At 35.5% G+C, this 16,093-nt stretch carries 20 protein-coding genes and 1 riboswitch; of the genes, 14 read left to right on the top strand and 6 right to left on the bottom strand.

The window, feature by feature from the left end:
• Positions 1–370 precede the first annotated feature (370 nt).
• Together COO03_RS15375 and COO03_RS15370 are read left to right on the top strand one after the other, a co-directional pair.
• The gene (locus COO03_RS15375) at positions 371–1,000 is read left to right on the top strand and encodes a hypothetical protein (RefSeq protein ID WP_097897995.1); all 630 of its coding nucleotides are present in this window, start codon (positions 371–373) and stop codon (positions 998–1,000) included.
• Positions 1,001–1,294: 294 nt separating this feature from the next.
• Positions 1,295–3,274, top strand: coding sequence for an acetoacetate--CoA ligase (locus tag COO03_RS15370; RefSeq protein ID WP_097897994.1), 1,980 nt, complete (start codon positions 1,295–1,297; stop codon positions 3,272–3,274).
• A 275-nt stretch (positions 3,275–3,549) separates the two neighbouring features.
• Here COO03_RS15370 and COO03_RS15365 read toward each other — a convergent pair whose 3' ends face one another.
• On the bottom strand, positions 3,550–4,110 hold the full coding sequence (locus COO03_RS15365) for an isochorismatase family protein (RefSeq protein ID WP_097897993.1): 561 nt from the start codon (positions 4,108–4,110) through the stop codon (positions 3,550–3,552).
• A 372-nt stretch (positions 4,111–4,482) separates the two neighbouring features.
• On the opposite strand from COO03_RS15365, the gene COO03_RS27665 reads away from it, so the two are divergent.
• Both COO03_RS27665 and COO03_RS15360 read left to right on the top strand, forming a co-directional pair.
• A complete protein-coding gene (locus COO03_RS27665; RefSeq protein WP_255287498.1) occupies positions 4,483–4,617 on the top strand; it encodes a hypothetical protein in 135 nt (44 codons plus the stop codon).
• Positions 4,618–4,674: 57 nt separating this feature from the next.
• On the top strand, positions 4,675–4,935 hold the full coding sequence (locus COO03_RS15360) for a DUF6123 family protein (RefSeq protein ID WP_097897992.1): 261 nt from the start codon (positions 4,675–4,677) through the stop codon (positions 4,933–4,935).
• A gap of 2 nt (positions 4,936–4,937) precedes the next feature.
• Here the strand turns inward: COO03_RS15360 and COO03_RS15355 are convergent, their stop codons facing one another.
• The 3 genes from COO03_RS15355 to COO03_RS15345 all read right to left on the bottom strand — a co-directional run bounded on the left by COO03_RS15355 (position 4,938) and on the right by COO03_RS15345 (position 7,218).
• Positions 4,938–5,843: a DMT family transporter gene (locus COO03_RS15355; RefSeq protein WP_141523236.1), complete on the bottom strand. Its 906-nt coding sequence runs from the start codon at positions 5,841–5,843 to the stop codon at positions 4,938–4,940.
• Position 5,844: 1 nt separating this feature from the next.
• Positions 5,845–6,243 (bottom strand): reverse transcriptase-like protein, encoded by a 399-nt coding sequence (locus COO03_RS15350; protein ID WP_097897990.1) that lies wholly within the window; start codon positions 6,241–6,243, stop codon positions 5,845–5,847.
• Between the two features lie 102 nt (positions 6,244–6,345).
• Entirely contained in the window at positions 6,346–7,218 is an 873-nt protein-coding gene (locus tag COO03_RS15345) for an aldose 1-epimerase family protein (protein ID WP_097897989.1), read from the bottom strand.
• A gap of 131 nt (positions 7,219–7,349) precedes the next feature.
• A riboswitch (PreQ1 riboswitch) is annotated at positions 7,350–7,394 on the top strand.
• Between the two features lie 6 nt (positions 7,395–7,400).
• Between COO03_RS15345 and COO03_RS15340 the strand changes: the two genes are divergently transcribed.
• The 3 genes from COO03_RS15340 (at position 7,401) to COO03_RS15330 (ending at position 8,880) form a co-directional block, all read left to right on the top strand.
• Positions 7,401–7,886 (top strand): QueT transporter family protein, encoded by a 486-nt coding sequence (locus tag COO03_RS15340; RefSeq protein WP_097897988.1) that lies wholly within the window; start codon positions 7,401–7,403, stop codon positions 7,884–7,886.
• A 145-nt stretch (positions 7,887–8,031) separates the two neighbouring features.
• A complete protein-coding gene (locus COO03_RS15335) occupies positions 8,032–8,691 on the top strand; it encodes a ribonuclease H family protein (RefSeq protein WP_097897987.1) in 660 nt (219 codons plus the stop codon).
• Positions 8,692–8,703: 12 nt separating this feature from the next.
• A complete protein-coding gene (locus COO03_RS15330; RefSeq protein ID WP_097897986.1) occupies positions 8,704–8,880 on the top strand; it encodes a zinc-finger domain-containing protein in 177 nt (58 codons plus the stop codon).
• A gap of 34 nt (positions 8,881–8,914) precedes the next feature.
• Here COO03_RS15330 and COO03_RS15325 read toward each other — a convergent pair whose 3' ends face one another.
• Positions 8,915–9,163 (bottom strand): DUF2564 family protein, encoded by a 249-nt coding sequence (locus COO03_RS15325; RefSeq protein ID WP_097897985.1) that lies wholly within the window; start codon positions 9,161–9,163, stop codon positions 8,915–8,917.
• A gap of 119 nt (positions 9,164–9,282) precedes the next feature.
• A complete protein-coding gene (gene cspD, locus COO03_RS15320) occupies positions 9,283–9,480 on the bottom strand; it encodes a cold-shock protein CspD (RefSeq protein WP_097848555.1) in 198 nt (65 codons plus the stop codon).
• A gap of 268 nt (positions 9,481–9,748) precedes the next feature.
• Here cspD and COO03_RS15315 point away from each other — a divergent pair, with 268 nt between their 5' ends.
• From COO03_RS15315 to COO03_RS15285, 7 genes are all read left to right on the top strand, one after another.
• The gene (locus tag COO03_RS15315; RefSeq protein ID WP_097897984.1) at positions 9,749–10,477 is read left to right on the top strand and encodes a YqcI/YcgG family protein; all 729 of its coding nucleotides are present in this window, start codon (positions 9,749–9,751) and stop codon (positions 10,475–10,477) included.
• Between the two features lie 139 nt (positions 10,478–10,616).
• Positions 10,617–11,249, top strand: coding sequence for a LysE family transporter (locus COO03_RS15310; RefSeq protein WP_097897983.1), 633 nt, complete (start codon positions 10,617–10,619; stop codon positions 11,247–11,249).
• A 19-nt stretch (positions 11,250–11,268) separates the two neighbouring features.
• Positions 11,269–11,562 (top strand): cytoplasmic protein, encoded by a 294-nt coding sequence (locus tag COO03_RS15305; RefSeq protein WP_097897982.1) that lies wholly within the window; start codon positions 11,269–11,271, stop codon positions 11,560–11,562.
• A gap of 76 nt (positions 11,563–11,638) precedes the next feature.
• A complete protein-coding gene (locus COO03_RS15300) occupies positions 11,639–12,268 on the top strand; it encodes a sterol desaturase family protein (protein WP_097897981.1) in 630 nt (209 codons plus the stop codon).
• A 344-nt stretch (positions 12,269–12,612) separates the two neighbouring features.
• Positions 12,613–12,954: a DUF485 domain-containing protein gene (locus COO03_RS15295; protein WP_097897980.1), complete on the top strand. Its 342-nt coding sequence runs from the start codon at positions 12,613–12,615 to the stop codon at positions 12,952–12,954.
• A 2-nt stretch (positions 12,955–12,956) separates the two neighbouring features.
• A complete protein-coding gene (locus COO03_RS15290; protein WP_097897979.1) occupies positions 12,957–14,507 on the top strand; it encodes a solute symporter family protein in 1,551 nt (516 codons plus the stop codon).
• Positions 14,508–14,697: 190 nt separating this feature from the next.
• Positions 14,698–16,047 (top strand): aspartate aminotransferase family protein, encoded by a 1,350-nt coding sequence (locus COO03_RS15285; protein ID WP_141523237.1) that lies wholly within the window; start codon positions 14,698–14,700, stop codon positions 16,045–16,047.
• The last annotated feature ends 46 nt before the right edge of the window (positions 16,048–16,093 follow it).

Here is a 16,093-nt window from a genome sequence, read left to right as displayed (position 1 = left end):
CCTTTTTCTGCCACATGCGAAGTAAAAACAGAAAGAGCAAACGAGTGTAGGTTACTTTTTATTCTGCATAGCAGGGATTTAGATGTCGAAAAATTAAAGTGAATTTATATAGGTATGAGCAGGAGATGACGTAATTTGAACGTATCTCCTTATTTTTTTGTAAGGGCATTCGATTATGATTCTTTTTGTAATTGCTGAATCCTCTTTTCTCCCCATTTCAGTATCCTTGAGGATACTTTCTATCAAAAAAGTGCATTCTTCTCGTATTTTTATACTATATTTATCATAACAGTTGTAGAAAAGAAATGGTCACTTCATTTTATATTATCATAATTTGATTAGAGAAGATTGAATGGAGGGGGAGGCAAAGATGAAGAGAATGGGGACGATGACAAAAAGTTTTATTAGTAACTATCTGGCAGAACAACCAATTGTAATAAATAGTCGTTACACATATAGTTTACCTTTATATAGCACTGGAATAATGATTTTAGAATTGCTGGAAAACGGTTATATACATGTAAATCAAAAGGATGTAATAGAAATTGTAAAAGATCAAGATATAAAAGATCCGTGTTTTAATAGTCTTATGTTATTCTTACAAAATAATGAAACACGTACATGTAAAGAATGGATTTACTATTTTGGTACGGAACAAAAAATAGTGAATGAAATATTTATGGATGTGTTAAAAGAGATGGAAGAGGAAGGGATCGTTCGGTTTCAATCTAAAAAGATATTGTCATTCATTGTTAATCAAATAAAAGTGGAATATGTATATGGAGCTAATTCATTTGTAGATCATATACAAAAAGATGTGTTACTTAAAAAGGGAAATGAAATTGAGAAAATCGCATTACTATGGAAATATTGCTATGCAGCTTATATGAATGAACAAGAAATATTCTCTTTGCAGAAAGAGCAAACAATTTACAAGTTTGTACGACAAATTCAGGAGGGGGTTCTTGAAGGAGCGCAAAGAAATGTTTTGTTTGTATAAATGAAATTTTCTTGGTTTTGAGGGAAGCAGGCATGTTGGTTGTAAAGTGAGAGGTGTAGAGAAAGTCTATTTCTATGTGATATATAAGCATAGTGTAGAGCTTTGGCGGTATATTTCAATTTCAGTTTTTTTAGACATAAGCTTATTAATCTTGCTGTAAAAGGTTCTTCTTTTAAAGGAGGACTTTTTTATTTAGTTATTAACTTTCCTTTTTAAAAAAGGTTTTTTGGGGCACATGCTGTATATAGTTATTATTTACTTCTTAAAAAAATTATTAGGCAAGGGGGAATAATAATGAAAGCGATTACTGAAGGTGTGCTATTATGGAAGCCATCACAGCAGCAAATAGAAAACTCAGGTATCAGTCTTTTTATGAAATGGCTTAAAAAGGAGAAAGGTTTATCTTTTGGAAGTCAAAACGAATTATGGAAATGGTCTGTCGAAGAACTTGAAACGTTCTGGGAAAATATTTGGAATTATTGCCAAGTCAAATCTAACACATCGTATAATCAAGTTTTGGAATCAAGACTGATGCCTGGGGTGAAATGGTTCACTGGCTCTACCTTAAATTATGCGGAACATGTTTTTCGAAATATAAGAGGAAATAAACCAGCAGTAATTTTTCAATCTGAAACCACTCGAAGAACAGAATTAAGCTGGAAAGAACTTTATGAAAAGACAGCAATGGTAGCTAATTCCCTAAAGGAATTAGGGGTTAAACCAGGAGATCGTGTTGTTGCTTATATGCCTAATATTCCTGAGACTGTAATTGCTTTTTTAGCATGTGCCAGTATAGGGGCTATTTGGTCCAGCTGTTCTCCCGACTTCGGGACAAATACTGTTATTGATCGCTTTAAGCAAATTGAGCCGACGATTTTATTTGCAGTTGATGGGTATTCTTATAATGGTAAAATTCAGAATAGAAAAACAAGTGTTTCGGAAATCCAATTGAGTCTGCCTACTTTAAAGAAGACGATTTTAATCCCTTATGTTAGCAGTAATGATTCTGAATTGAATCATCGTACAATGTATTGGAATGACCTATTGCAGGGGGATTGTGAGCTTGTTTTTGAAAAGGTCCCATTTGATCATCCTCTTTGGATTTTATTTTCTTCCGGAACAACAGGGTTGCCAAAGCCAATTGTCCAAAGTCAAGGCGGGATACTATTAGAGCAGCTTAAGACATTATTAGTTGAACAAGGTGTTAACCGAGATGATGTGTTCTTTTGGTTTACAACGACAGGCTGGATGATGTGGAACCTTTTAGTGGGAGGTCTTTTAACTGGGGGTACAATTGTTTTATATGACGGCAGCCCATCTTATCCTAGTATACATGTATTATGGGATATTGCAGAAGAAGTTGGGGTTACTTTCTTTGGTACAAGTGCTGGTTTTCTAAGCGCATGTATGAAATTTGGGGTTAAGCCAAAAGAAAGCCGTAAATTTTCTGAGTTAAAGGCTATTTGTTCAACTGGGTCCCCTCTACCTGTAGAAGGATTTGTATGGGTATATGAAAATGTGAAAACAGATGTATGGCTTGTTTCTACTAGCGGAGGAACGGATGTATGTACGGCTTTTGTTGGCGGTTCTCCCATATTGCCTGTTTATGCAGGTGAAATACAAGCTCGTGCTTTAGGAGCACACGTACAAGCATTCGATGATGAGGGGAAATCCATTACTAATGAAGTTGGAGAGTTGGTTATAACCGCTCCAATGCCATCTATGCCTATTTATTTTTGGGGAGATAACAATAATAAACGTTATCTTGAAAGTTATTTTGAAATGTATCCAGGAATTTGGAGACATGGTGATTGGATTAAATTTGATGATAAAGGCAGTTGTATCATTTTCGGACGGTCAGACTCCACGATTAATCGGCTCGGTGTACGGATTGGGACAAGTGAAATTTATCGTGTAGTTGAGTCCTTAGACGATATTATGGAGAGTTTAGTAGTAGATTTAGAACTTCTTGGACGTAAATCATGTATGCTGATCTTTGTTGTGTTAAAGCCTGGTGTAAATATGAGTGATGAATTAAAAGAAACAATAAAAGCTGAAATAAAAGAAAAGGTTTCACCGAGGTTTGTTCCTGATGAAGTTTATGAAGTGGAGCAAATTCCGAAAACATTGAGTGGAAAGAAATTAGAAGTTCCAATTCGCAAAATCTTATTAGGGTTCCCACCAGAAAAGGTAGTGAATCAAGGTTCCATGGCCAACCCAGAATCATTGAACTTTTTCATAGAATTAGCACGAATTATGAATGAGCAAGGATAATAAATTTCTTTGAGTGAAAGGAGACGAACAATTGTGATTACAATAGAGAGACTGAGAGAAAAAGATATACCATACATACCTTATTAAATTATCCGAATCGGTAGGATGGGATTATAATTCAGAAGAAATCAAAACCATTTTTCAATCAGGAATTGTATATGGTGAGCAACTTTTGAAACAAAATGGTAAATTGTATGAAATTGCTGCACAAATATTTGGATGTAAAAAGATTCCTTTCGCAAAAGGAATCTTTTTACTTTAGAAATGAGATTTTTCTATTCCCGATATTGGTCATGAATAGGGGAAAATAGATCTTCCTCGACATCTCTTATAATAGAAAAATGGTCGACATTATAATGACCATGTAGTGTTTTATTATGATGTTCGATAATTTGTTGTGCTGATAGAATGGTAGAATCGGTCGTTGAGTGGCCATTTTGTATTAAAGTGACATCAAATCCTTGTACGGTTGCGGTTCTAACGGCAGTATCAATACAATGTTCGGTTTTGCATCCTCCTATAATGAGATGACCGATTTCTTTCTCTTTTAAAAGAGTCTGTAAAGAAGTGTTATAAAACGAATTGGTAGCCTGTTTATCTATAATGACTGCTTCAGGAGGTACTGTAATTTCCTTGTGTATTTGAAATCCTTGTCCTATACCGGAAGCAACATCAGTATCTCTGACAAAAATAATCAGAGCATTTGATTGAAGAGCCTTTTGAATGGCTACATTTATTGCAGCTAATAATTGGTCTTTATGAAATACTGCAGCTTCTTGTTCGTTACCGTCAATAAGCTCTTGTTGGGCATCAATAATTAATAGGGCTTGTTTCATTAAATATCTCCTTTTTGAGTAAAATGTATGACTCTCTTTTCATTCCGTTATTTTTGGGCAAACGTCTTCTCAGGTCAATATTCCGAACAGAGTAAAGAAGATAGGTGAGGCATGAAGAAAGTCACTGTTGATTCAAGTTTCACTGTATCTACTTCTAGATGTTGTCAGTAAATCCTGTTTGTATAAGGAAATTATTCTAATTTCATTGTTGACCTTCACATCATGTAACACCTTACAATATAACCAAGGGGAGGGATGAAAAGTGAAAATTAGTGAACTTTCAAATATAAATCACCGTCGGTCGTGTTATCTTTAAGCGCTTCAACGTTATATATAGGGATTGCTATAGGAACGATTGTTGGTGGATTTATTTTGAAGTATAGTTCCATTGTCTATCTTGGTTATATAGGCGCGATATTTGAATTACTTGCGATGGCAATGTTGTTTTTATCATATCGAAAAGCAAGTCAATATAAAGAAGGTGTCAAAGAAAATTCATTCTCATAAAGTCTAAAAACATGTATGATAGGGAAGGGACAATTTTTTGAATTAGGTGGGAACAGCATGCAAACAGTGCAAGATTATCTTTCATTCTTACATACAAAAGGATTCAAATTATCAGAAGAAGCACAAGGATTTATTATGTTTGGTCAAGGATATACGGGTGCATCTGATGGAATTGTGAACGCAGCGATTGAAGCGACGATTAAACATCAATTACAGTTTGATGGGAGTTATTTTGTGGCGCTGTTAGAGAGGTTGAAAGAAGAGAGAATTACGGACAAAAAAAGCGCAAAGGCTTTTATGCGGAAGTTACAAGCATAACTTCACGCAGCCTGCGCTTCTTTTTTTTGTTTTGAAGGAAGTTCAACGAAAATCATGCCTAAGAAAATACAAAGGCAACCAAGTATTGCGGAAATCGAAAGTTGTTCGTTTGCAACAAGAACGCCTGTTAATGCAGCAAAGACAGGTTCCATTGCGAAAATAATGGCGACTCTCGTTGGAGAGGTGTGTTTTTGCGCGGCTGTTTGAATAAAAAAAGCGATTGCTGTTGCAAATAAGGATGTTGCAAGTAGAGCAAATAAAAAGGCATCATTCGTCCATAAAGAGATTGAAAATAATTTCTCCCAATCCTCAAATAAAAAAGCACAGATGGTAGAGAAAATTCCAACGGACAATACTTGAGATGTACTTAATAACAGAGGAGATATCTTTTTGGAAAAGATCCCATTAATCAGAATATGTGCTGCAAAGGCAATTGCACAGCCGAGAACAAGCATATCTCCAATATTGAATTGAAAAGAATCACCAGCGGTTAGTAAATATAAGCCAGCTGTAGCAGCGATAATGCCGAGTACGATAAAAGGTGTAGCTTTTTGTTTCAAAAAGATAAATGAAAGAATTGGAACCATAACAACGCTGAGTCCAGTTAAAAATCCTGCTTTAGAGGAAGTGGTATAAATTAATCCAAATGTTTGTAATAAATAACCGATAAATAAGAAGAATCCGACAATTAATCCAGCGATACTACTATCTTGAATTTGTTGTTTTGAAGTTTTTTTCGAAAACATCATTTGGACGAATAACAAAATAATTCCAGCAAATAAAAATCGAACACCATTGAACGTAAATGGACCAACAAATGACATTGCATTTTGCACGACGACAAATGTGGCTCCCCAAATAAAGGAGACAAATAATAAAGCAAGAGGAGCAATCCACCCTTTTTTCACGCTATGACCCCCATTCATTTAGTAAAATAGCTTTTCTTGCTAATTCATCAGCAACTTTGTTTTGACTGCTTGGAATCCACTTTATAAAGAAAAGGTCAAATTTCTCGATGTACGCCAGCGCTTCTTGTAAAAGTGGTGCATACGTTTCGTTTTTTGCATACTCTTTTTCTACTGCACGTTCAACAAGTTGAGAATCTGTGCGAAAAGATACAATGCTATAGTTATGTTCTGTACAATATTTTAATGCAGCGAGTAGTGCATGATATTCTGCTTCATGGTTAGACATCGTTCCAAGCGGTAGTGATAATTGCACTGGCGGTTGTACGCCTTTAATAAAAACGCCAGCACCAGAAGGCCCAGGATTTCCCTTTGATGCACCATCAATATATACTTCGATCAAAACTTAATACCTCCATTATTTATATAGCGTTAGCTTATAGTAAGCCCCCGCCTAAAAATTTCTAAAGGCGGGGGATAGAAAATACGAAAATAAAAATGCAGTTTATCCAATTGTAATGCTGTAGCGGCATGTAAATGTTTCATTCGCTTGTAAGGATTGCACACCTTTTTTCTCTTTGAAATCTTTAGCTGGTTCTACTTCATCAGCAATTCCATACCAAGGTTCAATACATAAGAAAGGAGCATCATTACTTTGTGTCCACACACCGACAAATGGGAAGCCTTCAAATGCTACTTTTACAAACTTATTATGTTTATGAGAGCGAATAGAAATTTCACTTGTATTCATATTTTCAAAAATAAGGGCATCATTTTTGAATAAATCGTATGTAAGTGGTAATTCGGTCGTATTTTTAGCGATGAGTCGTTTTTCTTTTGAAAGAAATGCGCCTTCTAGTATGCTTGTTTCTAAATGTTCAGGGCCATGAAATGATAAATGGTAGTCTGTAAATGACTCACCTTTTACTAATGGACAATTGAAGCCTGGATGTGCTCCGATAGAAAAGAACATTTCTTTTGAAGCAGGGTTATGTACTTCGTAAGTAACATGTATATTTTGCTCATCTAGCTCATAAGAAACAGACAACTCAAATTCATACGGATATTTTTGTAAAGTTTCTTGATTGCTGGAGACTGCATAAGTAATTTTTGTTTCACTTTGCTCTTTTATGGAAAATGTAAGGTCGCGAGCGAAGCCGTGTTGTGTTAATGAATAAGGTTTACCATCTACATAATATGTATTGTCCACTAATCTACCGACAATTGGGAATAAAATTGGTGCACGGCGTCCCCAATATTTAGGATCACCTTGCCACATATATTCTGTGTTATCTTCTTTTAAGCGAATGCTCTGTAACTCTGCACCTTTTTCAGAGAGGGAAACGATCAATTTTTCATTTTGAATTGTCGCTGTCATGAAGCGAAACCTCCTAAATTCTTCATATACTTTATTATACGTTGTCTATTCGAAAAAGGGTAGTGAATGGTAGAAATCTATTGACGAATGGTTGTCTATTGCGTACAATATAAAATTGTTGTTTAAAAACGAATCACGTGGTTCGAAACCATCCCACGTAAAAAAACTAAGGAGATTTTGTCATGAATATAAAAACATTAGTTGGTAATGGTATTCTAGCAGCATTATATATTGCTGTTTCCGCACTTATTCAGCCGTTTGGCTTTACGAATGTACAATTTCGTATTTCGGAGATGTTTAACCACCTCGTTGTATTTAATAAGAAATCGATTTATGGAATTGTCTTAGGTGTATTTTTAACAAATCTCTTTTTCTCCCCTATGATTGCGTATGATTTAGTATTTGGAGTAGGGCAATCCATTCTTGCACTTCTTGCTACGATTATTTCCATGCGTTTTATTAAGGGTGTTTGGGCTCGTATGATTTTTAATACAGTTATCTTTACAGTTACAATGTTTATGATAGCAATTGAACTTCATCTTGCATTTGACCTGCCATTTTTATTTACATGGCTTACATGTGCAGCTGGTGAATTTGTCGTGATGGCAATTGGTATGCCGGTTATGTATTGGATGAATAAACGAGTGCAATTTAATAGATTTATGTGACATGAATAGAAAGAGCTGCTTCCAATATGGAGCAGCTCTTTTGTATTTTAAAAGTTGACACTCGTCAACTTCCATTCGAATATAATACTATGACTATTGGTAAAATATAATAAAAATACGAAGTCTTATATAAGGGGAAATGAGTATGAAATATAAAATACATTGGCTATATAAAACAAAGTCTAATCTTCAAACAGAATTAACAACAAATTATATGAGTATAGAAGAGACACTTCAATTTGCAGCTGATTTTGAGAAAACAGGAAGAGTAAAAGAACTTGTATTTTACGATGAGATGGACGCGGAATGGACGCTAAAAGAAATGAAAAAGCTCAGTAAGCAAGTAGAAGAAGAACCACAAGACATTCGTATGTACTTTGATGGTGGGTATGATCTGGAAACAAAAGAAGCGGGGATTGGTATATGTATTTACTATAGAAAAGGGAATGCAAATTACCGAGTTCGTCGTAATGCGTACACAGAGGGGATATATGATAATAATGAGGCGGAATATGCGGCATTATTATATGGAATGAATGTACTGGAGGAATTAGGGATTAAATATGAATCGATTACACTTCATGGCGATTCCCAAGTGGCCTTGCAGCAATTAGCTGGAGAATGGCCTTGCTATGATGAACATCTAAATCACTATTTAGATCAGATTGAACAAAAAGCAAAGCAAATGAAATTAAAGCTTGTCTGTGAGCCGATAGCAAGAAAACAAAACAAAGAGGCGCATCAATTAGCAACGCAAGCATTGGAAGGAACAGCCATCGACAGTCATAAAGAAATAACCGAATAGAGAGGTGCAGCGGTGAATAAAAAGCAGCTCATTACAGAGGCAAATGATTTATTAGAAACATACTGTGAAGGATGTTTTTTGCAAGAACATTATAGAAAAACACGTAGTAAGTATTATGCTCATTCTTTTTGTATTCGGCAATGTACCATTGGCGAAAAGTTAAAGAAATATGGAGATCAATTATCATGAAAAAACATCCAGAGGTAGCTCTCTGGATGTTTTTTCAATGCTTAGCTTCTTGCAATTGATGTTCACATTTACTTAATTTTTTTTCTTCATTCATTAAGAATGGTTCATCCAAGTCTGTCGCAACAGATTTCATAATTTCAAGCTGTGAACGTGCAGATTCGACTGCATTTGTCGCATGCTCTAGTGATTCTGGATCCATTGTAATTGTCGCAGAACCTACCATTTTTTGTGCCGTTTCTACGCGGAATTTTACTTCTTCAAAATCATTTACATGTGAACCCATTGTCGATTCCTCCTTTGTATTCTGTTACATTTCACATAGTTTTTACTCTGCAAAAAGGAAATATACAAAGGAATAACAAAGGAGGTTACCTAGTAGGTAACCTCCTGTTATATGTTGGATTAAAGTTTTACTACGTTAGCAGCTTGAGGTCCGCGGTTACCTTCAACGATGTCGAAAGATACTTCTTGACCTTCTTCTAAAGCTTTGTAGCCGTCGCCTTGAATAGCTGTGAAATGTACGAATACATCGTCAGCGCCTTCAATTTCGATAAATCCAAAACCTTTTTCGTTGTTAAACCATTTTACTTTTCCTTGCATGTTACAATTCCTCCTAAAAAACGATTACTTTTCATTTAGTAACATTCGCCTGAAATGTTTGCAAATTCATAAAACTAAAAATGCTATATTCTCGAATATTCTGCTAAATGATAATTTAAATATACACGAAATGGTAGATTTTAGTCAAGTAAGCGTTTTTATCTTTTTGTATTTTTAAATAATTTCCCGCTCAAGTTTTTTTCATGGTATAGGACGAGTTCACTTTTTAATATGTTTAAGTGAATGCTGTACATAGTGAGGTGAGAGAATGGATCAGTCTTATCTATTAGATAATGAAGGAATGAAAAATAGGGTAGATATACCGAGTTGGGTTTCTGAGGAGTTTGTAAATTTTTCTCATGTTGTATTGGATCCAACCTTTCCGTGCTATTTTGGATTAACGGCCTTAAAGAAGAATGAACTTCGGTATTCGTTTCTTTCCCATGATGATTGGAGTCATTTACCGCATACGATGCTTTCTTTTTTAGATCTAATGCACGAACGACCAGTTGTAAGAAGGGGTTTTTTTCTTTTTGTAGAACCAGAACTTGAAGAACAGTCCATTGAACATTACCGGTCCTATTTTTGGAGAGTACTACAATATTTACATGAAGCAGATGAACAGCCATGGCCTGAAAAAATCCCCGAAAATCCAGATCATCATTTATGGGAATTTTCGTTTGGTGGCGAGCCTATGTTTGCGTTTGGAAATGCGCCTGCTTATAAACAAAGAAAAACGCGGCATTTAGGAAACTCACTTATTATTGGATTCCAACCACGTATCATTTTTAATGGACTAGAAGGGGATCGGCCAAAAGGTTCATATTCACGGCAAATGGTTAGAGAGCGGGTTGAAAAGTGGGATCAGTTGCCAAAGCATCCGAATATTAGCCACTATGGTGATCCTGACCATCGAGAGTGGAAGCAATATTTTATTGGAGACGACATTGAACCGATTCAAGGAAAATGTCCATTTCATCATAAAGTAGAAAAATGAAAGCCGCCCATGGACGGCTTTTTTGCATATTTTGGATAAAAAAGGACATTTTAATTATGTATATTTTTTCGTAAAAGCTAGTCTATTTTTCGTAGTTTCCTCATTTGCTAATAGAAAAAGGAATAGAAAGGATAGAGCGATGTTTGGAGTAATTATACAGCAAATTGTACTAGGTATTTCATTAGCTGCACCAGTAGGACCAATTAATATTGAAATGTTAAAAAGAGGAATTGAACGTGGTTTTTGGCACGCTTGGGTCGTTGGAATAGGAGGAATGAGTGCAGATATTTTGTTTATGCTCCTCATTTATTTTGGTTTATCTTCTGTATTTATGTATACATACGTACAAGCCTTTATGTATTGCATAGGATTTTTCTTACTGTTTTATTTAGGGTTCCAAAGTGTAAAACAAGGAATTTTACACTCGAATATGGAATATAAACAAGAAGAGGTAGGTGGGCTTCAGCAGTCCTTTATGGCTGGATTTTTAATTGCGATATCCAATCCATTAAATCTTGTTTTTTGGTTTGGTGTATATGGGAGTACACTTAGCTCACTACTTACAAAAGTAACCAAGCAAGAAGCCTTTTTGTATAGTCTTTGTATTATTATTGGCATTATTTTATGGAATTTAAATATTGCTTTTTCCGTTCATTTTGGACGAACATTGCTTAAACAAAAAGCGCTTGGTTATATTACAGCGGGGGCTGGAATCATTCTAGTCGGATATTCTATCCATTTTGCGTACAAAGCTTTACAGTTGTTCACATAAGATTGAAGGGGAGATTTTTATGTATCGAACCACTATTAATGGAAAAGAAATCATTATTACATTAGCACCAAAAATTCGAAAAGAAGTTACTGACAGAAATCCATTATATGAAGCTGTTCTTCATACTACTGAAAGATTATTACAAACGAAGCAACCAACATTTGCTGTAAATCATGATGTATTCGGCCTGATTATTGGGGAAGTGCAGAGGGGAGAAGTAACTGTTTTTGCAGTTGAACACATCATTCCAAAGCAAAATATATTTGGTTCCAAGAATTTTTTTGCTACAATAGAACAGCAAGCAAATTTGTAATGAGAATAAAATAAATAGATAAGAAACGGTCGTAACAATATGTTACGACCGTTTTTTGAAAAAGGGGGAAGAGTAAATGAATAGGGCGATGAAGGAGTTCTTTTTCCAACATGATATTGTCATTATGTCCGGGGTATTGATACTGTTTATCATTATTTTGAAAATGCAATTATTTACAGGAGTAGCATTGTTGTCATGTCTTGCAGGAATCATTTTTTATACAATCAATGAGTATGTAACACATCGATTTTTATTTCATATTAAACCTCCTAAAAATCCATTTTTACTGAAAATGTTAAGGAGATTACATTATGATCATCATGTGTACCCTGATGATTTAAAATTATTGTTTTTACCAGTTTGGTATAGCTTGCCAGGGTTCGCGATTTATTTGTTCATTTTGTATGGATTTACAAGTAATATAACGATTACATTTTCATTTGGAATTGGGATGATTATTATGCTGCTTATTTATGAATGGAAACATTATATCGCACATAAACCAATTCGACCGCTGACTCATTTTGGTAGATGGTTAAAGAAGCAGCATATATTGCATCATTATAAAAATGAAAATTATTGGTTTGGTGTGTCGAATCCAGTTTATGATTTCTTATTTGGCACGTATAAAAATGGAAAAGATGTCGAATTAAGTGAGACGGCACGTAACCTAGAAAAAGGGAAGGACAAAGAAGTGGTGCAATAAGCACTGCTTTTTCTTTTACGTGCAGTAATACTCCGATTTCAAAGTTCAGCGAAAGAAAAGAAGTTAAGTGGAAAGTAAACTAACTGCCTGTAAAAGACCGATTCGTGAGGGCTAATCACTAGTAGAGATGAAGAGAATGCTCACTAACTAAAGTTTTATTTTATTTCAAAAAAATATATTAAAAAAATGGAAAAATATGACGAAAGATGTCTATCGAAAAATCTTTGCAGAGAAGAAGAGATTGTCTAAAATGAATATAAGTTTCTGAATATTTATAAAATTTAGTTTTTCGGGAGGGCAAGGGGAAATTTGATTTAAAGAATGAGGGAGAGGGGACTTGAGAAATGAAACGAGATGATAGTTCAGCACGCAAGTTACAAAGTGAGGTGAATTATACAGAAGTCGTTCAGTCAGCAGAATTTCAATTACTGTTAGAAAAGAAACGAAAATTTATTGTTCCTATGACCATTTTCTTTTTGAGTTTTTTTATTGCATTACCTATTTTGACATCTTATTCAAAAGTATTAAATACACCAGCATTTGGTGATGTAACATGGGCGTGGATTTTTGCTTTTGCCCAATTCGTGATGACGTGGGCTTTATGTATGATTTATAGCAAAAAAGCAGAGTCATTTGATGAAATTTCACAGGGAATCCTTCAAAAAATGCAAAAAAGGAGGGGGTAAATTTGAATACAACTGCGTTTGCACTCTTTTTAATTATTGTTCTTGGTACGCTCGTCATAACATATTTTGCATCGAAAAAAACGAGAAATGCGAGTGAGTTTTATACAGCAGGAGGGGGATTAACTGGGTGGCAAAATGGTTTGGCCATTGCTGGGGATTATATGTCAGCTGCCTCGTTTCTTGGAATTGCTGGAGCTGTAGCGTTAACTGGATTTGATGGCTTTTTTTATAGTGTTGGTTTTCTCGTTGCTTATTTAGTTGTATTATATCTTGTTGCGGAACCGCTTAGAAATTTAGGGAAGTATACATTAGCCGATATGATTGCAGCACGTTTTGATGCGAAGAAGGTGCGAGGTATTGCCGCTTTAAATACGATGACAATTTCAATTTTCTATATGATTGCACAACTAGTAGGAGCGGGTGCACTTATTAAATTACTATTAGGAATTGAATATACGACATCTGTTTTAATTGTTGGAACACTAATGACAGTGTATGTTATTTTCGGCGGTATGACGGCAACAAGTTGGGTGCAAATTGTCAAAGCTGTCTTACTCATGGCAGGAACATTTATTATTTCAGTTATTGTGTTCGCGAAATTTAATTTTAGTATTACAGAAATGTTTGCCCAGATGAAAACAGCTACACCACTTAAGGAAGCTTTCTTAAATCCTGGTGTGAAATACAAAGATGGATTAGATACGATTTCTTTAAACTTAGGCCTTGTTCTTGGAACAGCAGGTTTACCTCATATTCTTGTACGATTTTTTACTGTTCGGGATGCCAAAACAGCACGCCAATCTGTCGTATGTGCAACTTGGTTAATTGGAGCTTTTTATATTATGACGATTTTCCTAGGTTTTGGAGCAGCTGCTTTTGTAGGAAATGCTGCAATTATTCAGGCGAACCCAGCTGGTAATATGGCAGCACCGTTATTAGCAAAAGCACTTGGAGGAGATTTCTTATTTGCTTTTGTTTCTGCAATTGCATTTGCAACAATTTTGGCAGTTGTAGCGGGTCTCGTGTTAACAGCCGCTTCAGCATTTGCGCATGATTTCTATAATGAGATTATTCGTAAGGGCAAGGCAACAGAAAAAGAACAAGTATCAATGGCGCGCTATGCATCCATTGGCGTGGCGGTATTATCTATTATTTTAGCGTTATTTGCTCAAACGTTAAATGTTGCTTTCTTAGTGTCGTTAGCGTTTGCGGTTGCTGCAAGTGCAAATTTACCAGTTATTTTATTTACGATTTATTGGAAGCGTTTTAATACGACAGGGGCAATTTGTGGTATGATTGTCGGTCTTGTTTCAGCAATTGTGCTAGTGGCATTAAGTCCAAATGTTTGGAATCCTGAAGCAGGGAAAGCGATTTTTGTGGGAGAAGCACTATTCCCTTATACAACACCTGGAATTATTTCCATTCCACTTGGATTTTTAGCGGCATACTTAGGGACAATTTTTTCAAGTAAGAAAGAAGATGCAGCAAAATTTGATGAAATTCTTGTGAAATCTAATACAGGTCACGGAGTGAGTGACGTTTCTGCACACTAAAAGAACATGAGCTTTCCAAAATATTTGGAAGGCTTTTTTTATTTTGTAATTTTGTTTTAAATATTACTTGTTATTTGGTAGGATTTGTCTTATAAGTGTGGAATGAAAATAGGCAGAGAGAAGTTTTAACTTATCATGGCACCAGTGCAGCTTGGAGAAGAATAAGTTGTTATGGAAGGTGGAAGATATGATGAAAACGAAACAAACAGATTCATTACTAGCAAAGGATGAACAGTATGTGTGGCATGGAATGCGCCCGTTTAGTCCAAATAGTACAATGGTTGGGGCAAAAGCGGAAGGTTGCTGGGTAGAAGATATAGAAGGAAAACGATATCTAGATGGTATGAGTGGTCTTTGGTGTGTGAATAGTGGATATGGGAGAAAAGAGCTTGCTGAGGCAGCGTATGAGCAACTGCAAACATTATCGTATTTTCCTATGTCGCAATCACATGAACCAGCGATTCGACTTGCTGAAAAATTAAACGAGTGGCTCGGAGGAGAATATGTCATTTTCTTCTCTAATAGTGGATCGGAAGCGAACGAAACAGCTTTTAAAATTGCAAGGCAATATTATGCATATAAAGGGGAACAGCATCGCTATAAAATTATGTCACGTTATCGTGGCTATCATGGTAATACAATGGCGGCGATGGCAGCGACAGGACAAGCACAGCGTAAATATCAATATGAACCATTTACTTCAGGTTTTTTACATGTGACGCCGCCAGATTGTTATCGAATGCAAGGAGTGGAATCGCAAAATATTTACGATGTAGAGTGTGTGAAAGAAATTGACCGTGTTATGACGTGGGAACTAAGTGAAACGATAGCTGGATTTATAATGGAACCAATTATTACAGGTGGTGGTATTTTGATGCCTCCGCAAGATTATATGAAAGCTGTTCATGAAATCTGTCAAAAACATGGAGCACTCCTTATTAGTGATGAAGTGATTTGTGGTTTTGGCCGTACCGGAAAAGCGTTTGGTTTTATGAATTACGATGTAAAGCCTGACATTATTACAATGGCAAAGGGAATTACGAGTGCATATTTGCCGTTATCAGCAACAGCGGTGAAGAAAGAAATTTATGAAGCGTTTAAGGGAACAGGAGAATATGAATTTTTCCGTCATATTAACACGTTTGGCGGGAATCCAGCTGCTTGTGCGTTAGCACTTAAAAACTTAGAAATTATGGAAAATGAAAATTTAATTGAGCGTTCCGCGCAAATGGGATCGCTTTTATTAGAGCAATTAAGAGACGAGATTGGAGATCATCCGCTTGTTGGAGACATTAGGGGAAAGGGGCTATTAGTCGGTATAGAATTAGTAAATGATAAGGAAACAAAAGAACCAATTGATAATGATAAAATTGCAAGTGTCGTGAACGCTTGTAAAGAAAAAGGATTAATCGTTGGACGTAACGGAATGACAACAGCAGGCTATAATAATGTTTTAACATTAGCACCGCCTCTTATTATTTCAAGTGAAGAAATCGCTTTTGTTGTAGGGACATTAAAGACAGCGATGGAACGCATTTAATAAAAAAGCGAGATGATTGTCTTGTGAAGACAATCATCTCGCTTTT

Origin of the sequence: Bacillus sp. AFS098217, assembly GCF_002551815.1 — a bacterium.
In the GTDB taxonomy this organism is placed as follows: Bacteria; Bacillota; Bacilli; order Bacillales; family Bacillaceae_G; genus Bacillus_A.
This window is presented reverse-complemented; position numbering and strand designations above follow the sequence as displayed.